This window comes from Intrasporangium sp. (assembly GCF_035688975.1).
Classification (GTDB): domain Bacteria; phylum Actinomycetota; class Actinomycetes; order Actinomycetales; family Dermatophilaceae; genus CALMNV01.
In genome coordinates, this window is sequence record NZ_DASSMH010000030.1 from 1 (window position 1) to 14,233 (window position 14,233).

Here is a 14,233-nt window from a genome sequence, read left to right on the forward strand (position 1 = left end):
CGGCTTCTTCGACGACCTCGTCACGCCCTTCCTCGGCCTCACCCGCGACAACAACCTCCGCCCGGACTCCACGGTCGACAAGCTCGCCGCCCTGCGGCCCGTCTTCGGCACGGGCGCGGGCGCGACGCTGACCGCGGGCAACTCCACCCCGCTGACCGACGGCGCGTCCTCGGTGCTCCTCTCCAGCGAGGAGTGGGCGGCAGAGCACCGCCTGACCCCGCTGGCCTTCCTCATCGACGCGGAGACCGCAGCGGTCGACTACGTCCACGGCGACGAGGGCCTGCTCATGGCTCCCGCGTATGCCGTGCCCCGCCTCCTCGCGCGAAATGGCCTGTCGTTGCAGGACTTCGACTTCTATGAGATCCACGAGGCCTTCGCCGCAACGGTGCTCGCGACGCTCAAGGCGTGGCAGGACGAGGCGTTCTGCCGGGACCGCCTCGGCCGCAGCAGCCCGCTGGGCGACATCGACCGCAGTCGGGTCAACGTCGCCGGCTCGTCCCTGGCAACGGGGCACCCGTTCGCCGCCACGGGAGGCCGCATCCTCGCCACCCTGGCCAAGCTGCTCAAGGAGCACGGCGGTGGGCGCGGGCTCATCTCGATCTGCGCCGCCGGCGGCCAGGGTGTCGTCGCGATCGTGGAGGCCTGACCATGACCGACATCGTCACGACCGTGCTCTCGTCGCGGCTGGCGAGGCGCGTCGGCGTGCCACAGCCGGCCCCGCTCCGCCGCTACGAGCCGGGCGGGCCGCTGTGCGACGGCCCGGTGCTCGTCGCCGGGGGTGGCCGGTTCGCCGCCTCCGTGGAGCGCCTCCTCGACGCGCACGGGGTGCCCCGGGTCACCACCTCGGGCGACGATCAGCCCGTCGGCGCAGTGGTGCTCGACGTCTCCGGCGCGACGGAGCCGAGCGAGCTCGACGTGCTCCGCGCGGTGGGGGCACCAGCGGTCCGGCGGCTGCTGCCCAACGGGCGGGTCGTGCTCGTCGGCACGGAGCCGGCCACCCTGACGGAGGTTGCGGCCGCCGCCACCCAGCGCGCCCTCGAGGGGTTCCTGCGCTCGCTCGGCAAGGAGCTTCGCGCCGGCGCCACGGCCAACCTCGTCGTCGCCCAGGGGGAGGCCCACGACGGCGTGCGGTCCGCCACGGAGTTCCTCCTGTCCGGGCGCTCGGCCTACGTCGACGGCCAGGTGCTGCGCGTGGGCGCGGCGGCCGCGGTCGCCGTTCCCGACCCGTCGGTCCCGCTCGCCGGCAAGGTGGCCGTCGTCACCGGGGCCGCTCGCGGGATCGGCGCCGAGATCGCCGCGGTGCTCGCCCGGGACGGGGCGACCGTGGTCGCCGTCGACGTCCCGGCCGCGGGGGAGTCGCTCGCCCGCGTCGCCAACGACGTGCGCGGCACGGCGCTCCAGCTCGACGTCACCGCCTCCAACGCCGGGCGCACGCTCGTCGAGCACGCCACCTCGCGGCACGGCTCGCTCGACATCGTCGTGCACAACGCCGGGATCACCCGCGACAGGCTCTTCGTCAACCTCGACGAATCGCGTTGGCGCAGTGTGCTGGACGTCAACCTGCGCTCGATCCTTCGCATGAACGACGCGGTCCTCGGGCCGGGCGGGATCCGTGACGACGGCCGCATCGTCTGCCTCGCGTCGGTCTCCGGCATCGCAGGCAACCGGGGCCAGACCAACTACGCCCTGAGCAAGGCGGGCGTCATCGGTCTCGTCGAGGCCCTGGCGCCACAGGTGCGGGCCCGCGGCATCACGGTCAACGCGGTCGCCCCCGGCTTCATCCAGACTGACATGACGGCTCGGATCCCCTTGGCCACGAGGGAGATCGGGCGGCGCATGAACTCACTCCAGCAGGCGGGCCGGCCCCGTGACGTGGCCGAGACGGTCGCCTGGCTGAGCCAGCCGGGCGCGGCTGCCGTCACCGGCCAGGTCGTGCGCGTGTGCGGCCAGAGCCTGCTCGGAGCCTGACCATGACCCGCAGCAGCACCACGTTGCCGGACAGGCGGGCCGAGCGTCACGACGTCCACGTCGACGCGGGGCACGTCGCGCGATACTCCCGGCTCTGCGGCTTCCCGGTCCGGGACGAGCTGCCCATGCCCTACCCCCACCTGCTCGCCTTCCCGCTGCAGCTTCGCCTCCTGGCCCAACGCGACTTCCCGCTCCCGGTGCTCGGTGCCCTCCACGTCAGGGGCTCCATCACCGTCACGAGAGCGCTGCGGCTGCAGGACCCCCTCGACGTGGCGGTGCACGCGCGCGACCTGCGGCCGCACCGCCGGGGCACCCAGGTCGACCTCGTCTCGGAGGTGAGCACCGGGGGCGAGGTGGCCTGGCGCGGTGTCAGCACCTACCTCGCCCGGGGGCCCGAGCACCCCGACGTGCCCGCCGACGACTCTCCGGAGCCCCCACCCGACGCCCCGCCCGCCGGCCCCCGATGGCGGCTGGGCCAGGGGACCGGCCGGGCGTATGCCGCCGTGTCCGGTGACTGGAACCCGATCCACGTGCACCCGCTCGGAGCGCGCGCGTTCGGCTTCCCGTCGGCCATCGCCCACGGCATGTACACCTACGCCCGGGTGCTCGCCGACCTCGCCCCCCGCCTGCCGGCCGAGGGCCTCACGAGCACGGTGTGGTTTCGCAGACCGGTCCCGCTGCCTTCGTCCGTGCGCCTGCGGACCGCCTTCGCACCCGGGCGCACGCTGTCGGTGGTGGAGGCCGAGCGGGGCAGCGCGCGGCACGCCGTCGTCGAGAACACGTGGTGACCCGGCCGGCCCGCACGGCCGGTCGATACGCTTGCCGAGCCGCACCCGGCGGCACCCATTCGCGACCCGCCCGCCTCGGGGGGTCACCACCGCAGAGGAGCACGCACCGTGTCTGCTGAGATCACCGTCACCGTCACCGTCGCCGGGAGCGAGCGATCGGTCTCGGCGCAGACGACGGCCGGTGAGCTGCTCGAGCAGGCCGGCGCCGGAGGGCGGGACATCGTCGTGGCCCGCGTCAACGGCGAGCTGCGCGACCTCTCCCACGTCGTCGCCGACGGGGACGTCGTCGAGCCGGTCTCGGTCGACTCACCGGACGGGCTCGCCGTGCTGCGCCACTCGACCGCACACGTGCTCGCACAGGCCGTCCAGCAGGTCAACCCCGACGCCAAGCTCGGCATCGGCCCACCGATCCGGGACGGGTTCTACTACGACTTCGACGTCGAGACCCCCTTCCACCCCGACGACCTCAAGGCCCTCGAGAAGGCCATGCAGCGGATCATCAACGAGGGCCAGACCTTCGCCCGGAGGGTCGTCACCGAGGAGGAGGCGCTCACCGAGCTCGCCGACGAGCCCTACAAGTGCGAGCTCGTCGGCCTCAAGGGCGCGTCCGGTGAAGCGGCCGGCGAGGCCGCCGAGGGCGCGGACGTCGAGGTCGGTGCCGGCGAGCTGACCATCTACGACAACCTGCGGCGTGACGGCAGCCGGGCCTGGGGCGACCTGTGCCGCGGCCCGCACCTGCCGAGCACCAAGCTCATCGGCAACGCCTTCAGGCTCATGCGGCCCGCGGCGGCATACTGGCGCGGCTCCGAGAAGAACCCCCAGCTCCAGCGGATCTACGGCACCGCCTGGCCCACCAAGGACGAGCTCAAGGCGTATCTCGACCGGCTCGCAGAGGCCGAGCGCCGCGACCATCGCCGCCTCGGCACCGAGCTCGACCTCTACAGCTTCCCCGACGAGCTGGGATCCGGACTCGTCGTCTTCCACCCCAAGGGCGGCGTCATCAAGCGCGAGATGGAGGACTACGTCCGCCGTCGGCACGTCGAGGAGGGCTTCTCCTACGTCGGGACCCCGCACATCTCCAAGGAGGGGCTCTTCCACACCTCGGGGCACCTCCCGTACTACGCGGACACCATGTACCCCCCGATGGACCTCGAGGGCGCCAAGTACCAGCTCAAGGCGATGAGCTGCCCCATGCACAACCTCATCTACCAGTCCCGGGGCCGGTCCTACCGCGAGCTGCCGCTGCGCCTCTTCGAGTTCGGCGGGGTCTACCGCTACGAGAAGTCCGGGGTCGTGCACGGTCTGACCCGCGTGCGGGGCATGACGCAGGACGACTCGCACTCCTACGTCACGGCCGAGCAGGCGCCGGCCGAGATCAGGCACCTGCTCGACTTCGTCCTCGGCCTTCTCAAAGACTTCGGGCTCGACGACTTCTACCTCGAGCTGTCGACGCGCGACACCGAGGGGGAGAAGTCGGCGAAGTTCATCGGCAGCGACGAGCAGTGGGAGGCCGCGACCAAGGTCCTCGAGGAGGTCGCCACGGCATCCGGGCTCGAGCTCGTGCCCGACCCGGGCGGCGCCGCGTTCTACGGGCCGAAGATCTCCGTCCAGGCCCGCGACGCGATCGGCCGCACCTGGCAGATGTCGACGATCCAGTACGACTTCAACCAGCCCGCCCGCTTCGGGCTGGAGTACCAGGCCGCCGACGGCTCCCGCCAGCAGCCGGTCATGATTCACTCGGCCAAGTTCGGCTCGATCGAGCGCTTCCTCGGCGTGCTCGTCGAGCACTACGCCGGCGCCTTCCCCGTGTGGCTCTCGCCGGTCCAGGTCCTCGGGGTGCCGGTCGCGGAGGAGTATGCCGGCTACCTCGGTGACGTCCTCGAGCGGATGCGCGCCCGGGGGGTGCGGGTCGAGCTCGACGCGAGCGACGACCGCTTCCCCAAGAAGATCCGCAACGCGAGCAGGTCCAAGGTGCCGTTCGTGCTCATCGCGGGCGAGGAGGACCGCGCGGCGGGCGCCGTGTCCTTCCGGTTCCGCGACGGCTCGCAGCACAACGGGGTGCCCGTCGAGGAGGCCATCACCCGGGTCGTCGAGGCCATCGAGACGCGGGCCCAGGTTTGACGGGCCCCGACCGGGCACGGTCGGCGTATGCCGCCCGCCATAGGATCGCGGGCATGAGCGAGCACGGGGGCGACGGCGACCCCGTCCGACGGCAGAGCGAGCACGACTTCGCCCGGGTCGAGGACGGGTTCGAGCGGCTGTGGACCCCCCACCGGATGGCCTACATCTCCGGCGAGAAGCCGACCAGCGAGGCGGGCAACGGCTGCCCGTTCTGCTCGGCCCCCGGCAAGCCGGACGCCGAGGGCCTCGTCGTGCACCGGGGCGAGCGCTGCTACGTCGTGATGAACCTCTTCCCCTACAACCCCGGCCACGTCCTCGTGTGCCCCTATCGCCACGTGTCGCTCTACATCGAGCTCGACGACGAGGAGACGCAGGAGTTCACCCTGCTGACCAAGGCGGCCATCCGAGCCCTGCAGGCCGCGTCGGAGCCGCACGGCTTCAACCTCGGCATGAACCAGGGCGCCGTCGCCGGCGCCGGGGTGGCGGCCCACCTGCACCAGCACGTGGTGCCGCGCTGGTCCGGCGACTCCAACTTCCTGCCCATCGTCGGGCAGACCAAGGCGCTGCCCGTGCTGCTCGAGGACACGCGGCGCCTGCTCGTCGACAACTGGCCGGCCGGCTGATCAGTAGGCTGGACGCACCATGCTCAATCGACTGCTCCGGGCGACGATGACCAAGCTCCTTGGCCCGATCGCCTCCCTGCTGCTGCGCCTCGGCGTCAGCCCGGACGTCGTCACGGTCGTGGGAACCCTCGGCGTGTGCGTCGGCGCGCTCGCCTTCTTCCCCCGGGGCCAGCTGTGGGTCGGCGTCCTCGTCATCACCGCCTTCGTCTTCTCCGACACCGTCGACGGCATCATGGCCCGCTCGTCGGGGCGGTCCAACAAGTGGGGCGCCTACCTCGACTCGACGCTCGACCGCGTCGGTGACGCGGCGATCTTCGGTGGCCTCGTCCTCTACTACGCGGGCCCCGGGGACAACCGGCTCCTCGCGGGCCTCGCCCTCGCCTGCCTCATCCTCGGCAGCGTGGTCTCCTACGCCAAGGCCCGCGCCGAGGGCCTCGGCTTCACCGCCGACGTCGGCATCGCCGAGCGCGCCGACCGCCTCGTCGCCGTGCTCGTGACGGCCTTCTTCGCCGACCTGCTCGACTCGACGCTCCTGCTCGGAGTCGTGCTCGCGCTGCTCGCCGTCGCCAGCCTCGTCACCGTCCTGCAACGGATGCTCACCGTGCGACGCCAGGCGCTCGCGGCCGGAGAGGTGGCCCGTTGAGCGCGGCCTCCCTGGTCGAGCGCACCACCGAGACCGTGAGCGTGCTCGGCTTCCGCCTCGGCTGGTCCGCCGTGCGCACGATGCCCGAGCGCGCGGCATACCGCCTCTTCGACCGCATCGCCGACCTCGCGTTCGCGCGTCGCGGCAAGGGGGTCGAACGGCTGCGGGCCAACTACGCCCGGGTCCGGCCGGAGCTCGGCCCCGCCGAGCTCGACGAGCTCGTCCACGCCGGGATGCGGTCCTACATGCGCTACTACTGCGAGGCCTTCCGGCTGCCGAGCCTGCGGTCCGAGCAGATCGACGACGCGGTGCGGGCGTCCGGCACCGAGGAGCCCGCGCGGGTGTGCGCCGCCGGCGGCGCGGCCATCGCCTTCGTCGGGCACCTCGGCAACTTCGACCTCGCCGCGGCGTGGTCGGCGACCAACCTCGCGCCCGTCACCACCGTGGCCGAGCGGCTCAGGCCGGAGGCCGTCTTCCAGGAGTTCGTCGCCTTCCGAGAGAGCATCGACATGGACATCATCCCGCTGACCGGCGGCGACGACCCCTTCGCCGGGCTCGTGCGGGCGGCGCGGCGGGGCGGGCGGATCATCGCGCTCGCGAGCGACCGCGACCTCACGAGCAACGGCGTCGAGGTGGACCTCCTCGGGCACCGGGCGCGGATGGCGAAGGGCCCGGCCGTGCTCTCCCTCCTCACCGGCGCACCCCTGTATGCCGCGTCGGTGCACTACGAGCCGGCGCCCCGGGGGACCGGGCTCGGCGGCTACCGGACCGTCATCGACATGGGACCCGCCCTGGCCCCGCGCGTCGACGGCCGCACCGCCGACAAGGTCGCCGACCTCACCCAGCAGTGCGCCGACCACCTCGCCGGCACGATCCGCGCCCACACCTCGAGCTGGCACATGCTGCAGCGGGTCTTCGGCGAGGACCTCGACCCCGTCCGGAGCGGCGTGTGAGGGTCGGGATCGTCTGCCCCTACTCCTTCGACGTCCCGGGCGGCGTCCAGTTCCACGTGCGCGACCTGGCCGAGCACCTCGTCGGGCAGGGCCACGAGGTGTCCGTCCTCGCGCCCGCCGACAGCGACACCAGGCTGCCCGACTACGTCGTGTCGGCCGGGCGGGCGACGCCGGTCCGCTACAACGGGTCCGTCGCCCGGCTCAACTTCGGCCCCGTCTCGGCCGCCAAGGTGGGCCGCTGGCTGGACGCCGGCGACTTCGACGTCCTGCACCTGCACGAGCCGGTCACCCCGAGCATCAGCGTGCTCGCCCTCTTCGCGGCCGACGGACCCATCGTCGCCACCTTCCACACCTCGATGCTGCGCTCGCGCACGATGCAGACGGCATACCCCCTCGTGCGCCCGAGCCTGGAGAAGATCGCCGGCCGCATCGCCGTGAGCGAGGACGCCCGACGCACGGTGACCACCCACATCGGGGGCGACGCCGTGGTCATCCCCAACGGCGTCTACGTCGACCGGTTCGCCCGCGCCCCGCGGCGCCCGGAGTGGGTCGGCACCGCGGACCGTCCGACGATCGCCTTCCTCGGCCGGATGGGGGAGCCGCGCAAGGGCCTGCCGGTCCTCGCGGCAGCGCTCCCCGACGTGCTCAGGGTGCTGCCCGGCCTGCGGGTGCTCGTGGCGGGCCCGGGTGACCCGGACGCGGTCCGAGCCGGGATGCCGCCGGGCGTGGCGGCCGCGTGCGAGTTCCTCGGCGCCGTCTCCGACGAGGACAAGGCCTCGCTCCTCGCCTCCGCCGACGTCTACGTCGCGCCCAACACCGGCGGCGAGAGCTTCGGGATCATCCTCATCGAGGCGATGTCCGCCGGGGCCTGCGTGCTCGCGAGCGACATCGCGGCGTTCTCGCGGGTCCTCGACGGCGGCGCCGCCGGGCGCCTCTTCCGCAACGAGGACCCCGCCGACCTCGCCCGGGTCCTCGTCGAGCTGCTCCGGGACCCGGCCGGACGCCGCGAGCTCTCGGAGGTCGGCGCCGGTCGCGCCCGGCTCTTCGACTGGTCCGTCGTCGGGGGCCGGATCCTCGCCGTCTACGAGACCGTCATCGAGGGGCGGCTCGCCGCTCGGGCGACGCCGCAGACCGCCTGGAACCGCTTCCTGCGCGGCGGCGTCGGCCGGTGAGCGACATGGTCTCCTGGGGCTTCGCCGTCCTCTTCGTCCTCGTCCTCGTCGCGTGGTACCTCAGCTACTCCGCGGCACGCCTGGACCGGCTGCACGTCCGGCTGAGCGGCACGCTCGCGGCCCTCGACGCCCAGCTGGTGCGGCGCGCCGAGGCGTCGGTCGAGCTGGCCAACAGCGGCCTGCTCGACGGCGCCACGGCGCTCATCCTCGCCGACGCGGCCGCCCAGTCGCTCGAGGCGCCGCATGAAGCGGGGGAGCAGCGCGAGCTCGTCGAGAGCGACCTCACGGAGGCGCTCGACGTCTCCCTCACCGACGAGGTGGCGGCGAGCCTGCACCGAAGCGGCCCCCTCGGCGAGGAGTACCTCGCCCGCCTCGCCTCCGCCTGCACCCGGGTCCAGCTGGCCCGGCGGTTCCACAACGACGCCGTCACCGACGTGCGCCGGGTGCGCCGCAAGTGGGTGGTGCGCGCCTTCCACCTCGCCGGTCACACGCCCGTGCCGGTCACCGTCGAGTTCAACGACGAGTGCCCCGACCACCTCGGGGTGTGAGCCCGCCCAGGCACCCGTGTCGGGGCGGTTCGCTCGCCGGCTCTCCCCGGCTCTACGCTTGAGACACCGCAGAACCGAGAAAGCAGGACACCGTGAGCACAGCCGAGACGCCGGACACCACCTCCGCCGCTCCTCCCGACTCCGCCGGCCGCACCGCCACCGGAGCCACCACCGGCACGACCCGCGTCAAGCGCGGGATGGCCGAGATGCTCAAGGGCGGCGTCATCATGGACGTCGTCACCCCCGAGCAGGCCAAGATCGCCGAGGACGCCGGCGCCGTCGCCGTCATGGCCCTCGAGCGGGTCCCCGCCGACATCCGCGCGCAGGGCGGCGTGTCGCGGATGAGCGACCCCGACATGATCGACGGCATCATCGAGGCCGTCTCCATCCCGGTCATGGCCAAGGCCCGGATCGGGCACTTCGTCGAGGCGCAGGTGCTGCAGAGCCTCGGCGTCGACTACGTCGACGAGTCCGAGGTGCTCACCCCGGCCGACTACGCCAACCACATCGACAAGTGGGCCTTCACCGTGCCCTTCGTCTGCGGCGCGACCAACCTCGGCGAGGCGCTGCGCCGGATCACCGAGGGCGCGGCCATGATCCGCTCCAAGGGCGAGGCCGGCACCGGCGACGTCTCCAACGCGACGACGCACATGCGGGCGATCCGGGGCGAGATCCGCCGCCTGCAGAACCTGCCCGAGGACGAGCTCTACGTCGCCGCCAAGGAGCTGCAGGCGCCCTACGACCTCGTCGCCGAGGTGGCCCGCGCCGGCAAGCTGCCCGTCGTGCTCTTCACCGCCGGGGGGATCGCCACGCCGGCGGACGCCGCCATGATGATGCAGCTCGGCGCCGAGGGCGTCTTCGTCGGGTCGGGCATCTTCAAGTCCGGCAACCCCGCGCAGCGGGCGGCCGCCATCGTCAAGGCGACGACGTTCTACGACGACCCCGACGTCATCGCCAAGGTCTCCCGCGGGCTCGGCGAGGCCATGGTCGGCATCAACGTCGAGGACGTGCCCCAGCCGCACCGGCTCGCCGAGCGCGGCTGGTGACCTCCGGCCACCCCGCCACCCGCTGACGGATGCCGTCGTGCCACACCAGGCGCGGCGGCATCCGTGCTCTCCGCCCCCGGCAACACACCGAGAAAGTCACGAGGCACCGGCATCCGGTCCCGGTGCGTCGGCTTTGTTCTCGGTGTGTTGCGCAGGAGGGTGACTGGCACGATCGGGGGCGTGAGCCCGTCCGGTGTGGAGCTGTCCAGGTCCTACTTCGAGCACGTCGTGCGTCCTGCCGTCGAGGCTCGCTGGCCGGGGCTCCCGTATGCCGCCGCCCGCCTCGGGAGCGGGTCCGACGTGCTCGGCCTCGACGACGCGACGTCGCGCGACCACGACTGGGGCCTGCGCCTCAACCTTCTCGTCCCGTCCGAGGTCGTGGACGACGTCGACGCGCACCTGACCGTCCACCTGCCGGAGTCGTTCGCCGGGCATCCTGCGCGGTTCGCGACGACGTGGGACCCCGTCGTGCGCCACCGGGTGCAGGTGCAGACGGCCCGCGACCTCGCCGTCTCCCGGCTCGGCGTCGACCCCACCCGCGACCTGACGGTGGACGACTGGCTCTCCCTGACGGGGCAGGCCGTCCTCGAGGTCACCGCGGGCGAGGTGTTCGCCGACGGCGCGGGTGAGCTGGGCGGCATACGGCAGCGGCTCGGCTGGTACCCCGACGACGTCTGGCGGCACGTCGTCGCGACCGACTGGGCCCGGCTCGGGCAGGAGCTGCCCTTCGTCGGCCGCACGGCGGAGCGAGGCGACGACCTCGGCTCGCGGATCGTCGCGGCGCGGCTGGCCGGGATCGCGATGCACCTCGGGCACCTGCTGGAGCGCCGGTGGCCGCCCTACGCCAAGTGGCTCGGCACCAGCTTCGCCCGGCTGCCGAGCGCCAGCACCGCGCTCGCGCCGCTCCACCGGGCCCTGGCGGCCGACGACTGGCGGCAGCGCGAGGGCGGGCTGGTCGAGGCACTGGTTGTGCTGGCGAAGGTCCAGGGCGAGGTCGGGCTGCCGACCGTCGACGACCCGGTCGAGCCCTTCTGGGACCGGCCCTACCGCGGGGTGCGCGCTGCCGTCGTGGACGCCCTCGAGTCGAGCATCACCGACCGGGCCGTCCGGTCGCTGCCTCGCGGTGTCGGGTCGGTGGAGCAGTGGAGCGACAACGTCGACGTGCTCATGCAGCCGTCCCGACGCCCGCGGGTCAGGTGACGTCGGGTCAGGTCACGGCACCACGGGAGCGGAACTCGTCCCGCTCGTGCTTCCGGCCCGCGAGCACGTCCCGCAGGGCGGTGGCCGCCGTCACCGCGTCGACGTGCGTGACGTAGAGCGGGGCGAAGCCGAGCCGGACGATGTCCGGCTCCCGGAAGTCCCCGATGACGCCGCGCGCGATGAGCGCCTGCACGACGGCGAAGGCCTCGGGGTGGCGCAGCGACACCTGGGAGCCGCGCCGCTCCTCCTGCCGCGGCGTCGCGGGCGGCAGGTCGACGCCGAGCGCGCCGAGCGCCTCCAGGAAGGTGCCGGTGAGCGAGAGCGACTGGGCGCGCAGCTGCTCGGCGGTGACGCCGTCGTATGCCGTGAGCGCCGCCTCGAGCCCGAGCAGCGAGAGCAGCGGCGGGGTCCCGACCCGGGCGCGGGTGATGCCGGGCGCCGGCTCGTAGGTCGTCTCCATCGCGAAGGGCCGCGCGTGTCCCTGCCACCCGGTGAGTGGCTGGTCGAAGTCGCCGAGGTGGCGTGCGGCGACGTAGAGGTAGGCCGGCGCGCCTGGGCCGCCGTTGAGGTACTTGTAGCCGCAGCCCACGGCGAGGTCGGCCCCCGACGCGTCGAGGTCGACGACCATGGCGCCCGCCGAGTGGCACAGGTCCCAGCAGGCGAGGGCACCCACGCCGTGCGCCGCCTCCGTCAGCGCGGCGAGGTCCCACTTCTCGCCCGTGCGGTAGTCCACCTGCGAGTAGGCCGCGACCGCCAGTGAGGGCCCGAGGGCCCGGATCGCCCCGGCGGACTCGGCCGGAGTGGCGAGCCGGACCTCGAGCCCGGCCATCCGTGCGGCAGCCTGCGCCATGAACAGGTCGGTGGGGAACGAGTCCGGGTCGGTGAGCAGCACGCTGCGTCCTGGCCGCAGCCGGGCCGCACCGACGATGGCCTTGAAGAGGTTGACCGACGTCGAGTCGGTGACGACGACCTGCCCCGGCGCGGCGCCGACGAGCCGGCCGACGGCGTCCCCCACGCGGGTCTGGGCGCCCCACCAGTCGACCTCGTTCCACGAGCGGATGAGTCGCTGCCCCCACTGGTGCTCGACGACGTCCGCGACGGCCGGCGGCACGGCCTTCGGCAGCGCGCCGAGCGAGTTGCCGTCGAGGTAGACGATGCCCTCCGGGAGGACAAAACGGTCCCTGGTGCCGGCGAGCGGCGCGTGGGCGTCCAGCTCGGCGGCGAGCCCGAGCAGGTCCTCGGCGGAGGTCGTCGTCATGGTCCGAACGTATCGCGGCCCACCGGGTGACGGCGTGCGCACGGTCGGCGGCGCCCCTCGGCCCAGCTGGCCGATCAGCTGGCAGATCAGCTGGCCGATCAGCTGGCAGAAGGTGCTGCCCCGACGACCACAGCCGCCAGTTGATCTGCCAGCTGAAGCGGGTCCGCCGATCAACTGGCCGATCAGCTGGCCGATCAGCTGGCGGATGGGCTGGTTTCCGCGGGGCCGAGCACACGGCATACGCTCCGGCCATGCCCGCGGCACCCACCATCGGAGTCCTCGCCGTCCAAGGGGACGTGCGCGAGCACGTCGCCGTGCTCACCGACCTCGGGATGGGCGTCGTGCCGGTTCGGCGCCCCGAGGAGGTCGAGCGGATCGACGCGCTCGTCGTCCCGGGCGGGGAGTCGACGGTGATGGACAAGCTCGTGCGCGCCTTCGAGCTGGAGGAGCCGCTGCGCCGCCGGCTCGCCGAGGGGATGCCGGCCTACGGCTCGTGCGCCGGCATGATCCTGCTCGCCGACCGGCTGCTCGACGCCCGGCCGGACCAGCACACGCTCGGCGGTCTCGACATCACGGTGCGCCGCAACGCCTTCGGGCGGCAGGTGGACTCGTTCGAGGAGGACCTGGACTTCGCCGGCCTGGAGGCGCCGGTCCACGCCGTGTTCATCCGGGCGCCGTGGGTGGAGGAGGTCGGAGACGGCGTCGAGGTCCTCGCCCGGGTCGCCTCCGGGGAGGCCGCGGGTAGGATCGTCGCGGTTCGGCAGGGACCGGTCATGGCGACGTCCTTCCACCCGGAGGTCGGGGGCGACCACCGGGTCCATGCCGAGTTCGTCAGGATCGTCAGTTCGCGAGCGTGAGGACACCCGCATGAGCGGCCACTCCAAATGGGCCACCACGAAGCACAAGAAGGCTGCCATCGACGCCAAGCGGGGCAAGCTCTTCGCCAAGCTCATCAAGAACATCGAGGTGGCGGCCCGCTCGGGTGGCGGCGACCCGGCCGGGAACCCCACGCTCTACGACGCGATCCAGAAGGCCAAGAAGACCTCCGTCCCCAACGACAACATCGAACGGGCCGTCAAGCGCGGCTCCGGTGCTGAGGCCGGCGGCAGCGACTGGCAGACGATTCTCTACGAGGGCTATGCCCCGGGCGGCGTCGCGGTGCTCATCGAGTGCCTCACCGACAACCGCAACCGCGCGGCTGCCGAGGTCCGCACGGCCCTGACCCGCAACGGCGGTCAGCTGGCCGACCCCGGCTCGGTGTCCTACGTCTTCACCCGCAAGGGCGTCGTCATCGTCCCCAAGAAGCAGGCGACGGGAGACGCCGCCGAGGACGGCCTGCTGGAGGTCGTCCTCGACGCCGGTGCCGAGGAGGTCAACGACAACGGCGACACCTTCGAGATCGTCTCGGAGGCGAGCGACTTCGTCGCGGTCCGCCAGTCGCTCCAGGAGGCCGGCATCGACTACGAGTCGGCCGAGGCGTCGTGGGTTCCCAACCTGCAGGTGCCGCTCGACCTCGACGGCGCGAGGAAGATGATCCGCGTCATCGAGGCGCTCGAGGACAGCGACGACGTGCAGAACGTCTACGCCAACGGCGACATCCCCGACGACGTCCTCGCGGAGCTCGACGAGGACGAGTAACCCGGCGCGTTGCTCCCCGGCTCAGCGGGCCAGCACCGGTAGCGTCGTGCCCGAACAGGTGTTCGGTCCGGCAAGGAGGGTATGCGGGTGGTGCGCGTCCTCGGGGTCGACCCGGGTCTGACCCGGTGCGGCATCGGCGTGGTCGAGGGCACGCCAGGACGGCCGTTGCGGATGGTCGACGTCGACGTGTTCCGCACGGCGGCGACGCTCCCGACCCCGGAGCGGCTGCTGTCGCTCCAGGCCGACATCGACCACTGGGTCCGGCGCTACCACCC

At 72.9% G+C, this 14,233-nt stretch carries 14 protein-coding genes and 1 pseudogene; 14 read left to right on the plus strand and 1 reads right to left on the minus strand.

The genetic code is table 11. From position 1 onward, the window contains the following. From VFJ94_RS03265 to VFJ94_RS03315, 11 genes and pseudogenes are all read left to right on the plus strand, one after another. Positions 1-646 (plus strand): annotated as a pseudogene (locus VFJ94_RS03265) (acetyl-CoA C-acyltransferase); the annotation flags it as partial. Positions 647-648: 2 nt separating this feature from the next. After that, entirely contained in the window at positions 649-1,968 is a 1,320-nt protein-coding gene (locus VFJ94_RS03270; RefSeq protein WP_325002754.1) for a 3-oxoacyl-ACP reductase, read from the plus strand. Between the two features lie 2 nt (positions 1,969-1,970). Further along, on the plus strand, positions 1,971-2,756 hold the full coding sequence (locus VFJ94_RS03275) for a MaoC family dehydratase (protein ID WP_325002755.1): 786 nt from the start codon (positions 1,971-1,973) through the stop codon (positions 2,754-2,756). A 108-nt stretch (positions 2,757-2,864) separates the two neighbouring features. Next, a complete protein-coding gene (thrS, locus tag VFJ94_RS03280; protein ID WP_325002756.1) occupies positions 2,865-4,877 on the plus strand; it encodes a threonine--tRNA ligase in 2,013 nt (670 codons plus the stop codon). Positions 4,878-4,930: 53 nt separating this feature from the next. Next, a complete protein-coding gene (locus VFJ94_RS03285) occupies positions 4,931-5,500 on the plus strand; it encodes an HIT domain-containing protein (protein ID WP_325002757.1) in 570 nt (189 codons plus the stop codon). A gap of 19 nt (positions 5,501-5,519) precedes the next feature. Beyond that, positions 5,520-6,143 (plus strand): phosphatidylinositol phosphate synthase, encoded by a 624-nt coding sequence (gene pgsA, locus VFJ94_RS03290; RefSeq protein ID WP_325002758.1) that lies wholly within the window; start codon positions 5,520-5,522, stop codon positions 6,141-6,143. Next, complete coding sequence (locus tag VFJ94_RS03295; RefSeq protein WP_325002759.1) at positions 6,140-7,096, plus strand: phosphatidylinositol mannoside acyltransferase; 957 nt, start codon at positions 6,140-6,142, stop codon at positions 7,094-7,096. Before pgsA ends, VFJ94_RS03295 begins: the two co-directional genes overlap by 4 nt. Continuing rightward, entirely contained in the window at positions 7,093-8,268 is a 1,176-nt protein-coding gene (locus VFJ94_RS03300) for a glycosyltransferase family 4 protein (protein ID WP_325002760.1), read from the plus strand. The genes VFJ94_RS03295 and VFJ94_RS03300 overlap by 4 nt, the downstream gene beginning before the upstream one ends. Positions 8,269-8,273: 5 nt before the next feature. Next, positions 8,274-8,816, plus strand: coding sequence for a hypothetical protein (locus VFJ94_RS03305; protein WP_325002767.1), 543 nt, complete (start codon positions 8,274-8,276; stop codon positions 8,814-8,816). Positions 8,817-8,908: 92 nt separating this feature from the next. Further along, entirely contained in the window at positions 8,909-9,862 is a 954-nt protein-coding gene (pdxS, locus tag VFJ94_RS03310; protein WP_325002761.1) for a pyridoxal 5'-phosphate synthase lyase subunit PdxS, read from the plus strand. A gap of 180 nt (positions 9,863-10,042) precedes the next feature. Beyond that, on the plus strand, positions 10,043-11,062 hold the full coding sequence (locus VFJ94_RS03315) for a DUF4037 domain-containing protein (RefSeq protein WP_325002762.1): 1,020 nt from the start codon (positions 10,043-10,045) through the stop codon (positions 11,060-11,062). Between the two features lie 7 nt (positions 11,063-11,069). Here the strand turns inward: VFJ94_RS03315 and kynU are convergent, their stop codons facing one another. Then, a complete protein-coding gene (gene kynU / locus VFJ94_RS03320; RefSeq protein WP_325002763.1) occupies positions 11,070-12,320 on the minus strand; it encodes a kynureninase in 1,251 nt (416 codons plus the stop codon). Between the two features lie 251 nt (positions 12,321-12,571). Here kynU and pdxT point away from each other — a divergent pair, with 251 nt between their 5' ends. From pdxT to VFJ94_RS03335, 3 genes are all read left to right on the plus strand, one after another. Further along, the gene (gene pdxT / locus VFJ94_RS03325) at positions 12,572-13,177 is read left to right on the plus strand and encodes a pyridoxal 5'-phosphate synthase glutaminase subunit PdxT (RefSeq protein ID WP_325002764.1); all 606 of its coding nucleotides are present in this window, start codon (positions 12,572-12,574) and stop codon (positions 13,175-13,177) included. A 10-nt stretch (positions 13,178-13,187) separates the two neighbouring features. After that, the gene (locus VFJ94_RS03330) at positions 13,188-13,958 is read left to right on the plus strand and encodes a YebC/PmpR family DNA-binding transcriptional regulator (protein ID WP_325002765.1); all 771 of its coding nucleotides are present in this window, start codon (positions 13,188-13,190) and stop codon (positions 13,956-13,958) included. Between the two features lie 87 nt (positions 13,959-14,045). Beyond that, on the plus strand, positions 14,046-14,233 hold a 188-nt coding region (locus VFJ94_RS03335), incomplete at its 3' end, for a crossover junction endodeoxyribonuclease RuvC (protein ID WP_325002766.1).

Bases quoted from the DNA above. Each gene is read 5' to 3' on its own strand.
- VFJ94_RS03270 (WP_325002754.1), top strand. From the start codon at position 649: ATGACCGACATCGTCACGACCGTGCTCTCGTCGCGGCTGGCGAGGCGC.
- VFJ94_RS03275 (WP_325002755.1), top strand. From the start codon at position 1,971: ATGACCCGCAGCAGCACCACGTTGCCGGACAGGCGGGCCGAGCGTCAC.
- VFJ94_RS03285 (WP_325002757.1), top strand. From the start codon at position 4,931: ATGAGCGAGCACGGGGGCGACGGCGACCCCGTCCGACGGCAGAGCGAG.
- pgsA (WP_325002758.1), top strand. From the start codon at position 5,520: ATGCTCAATCGACTGCTCCGGGCGACGATGACCAAGCTCCTTGGCCCG.
- VFJ94_RS03305 (WP_325002767.1), top strand. From the start codon at position 8,274: ATGGTCTCCTGGGGCTTCGCCGTCCTCTTCGTCCTCGTCCTCGTCGCG.
- kynU (WP_325002763.1), bottom strand. From the start codon at position 12,320: ATGACGACGACCTCCGCCGAGGACCTGCTCGGGCTCGCCGCCGAGCTG.
- pdxT (WP_325002764.1), top strand. From the start codon at position 12,572: ATGCCCGCGGCACCCACCATCGGAGTCCTCGCCGTCCAAGGGGACGTG.
- VFJ94_RS03330 (WP_325002765.1), top strand. From the start codon at position 13,188: ATGAGCGGCCACTCCAAATGGGCCACCACGAAGCACAAGAAGGCTGCC.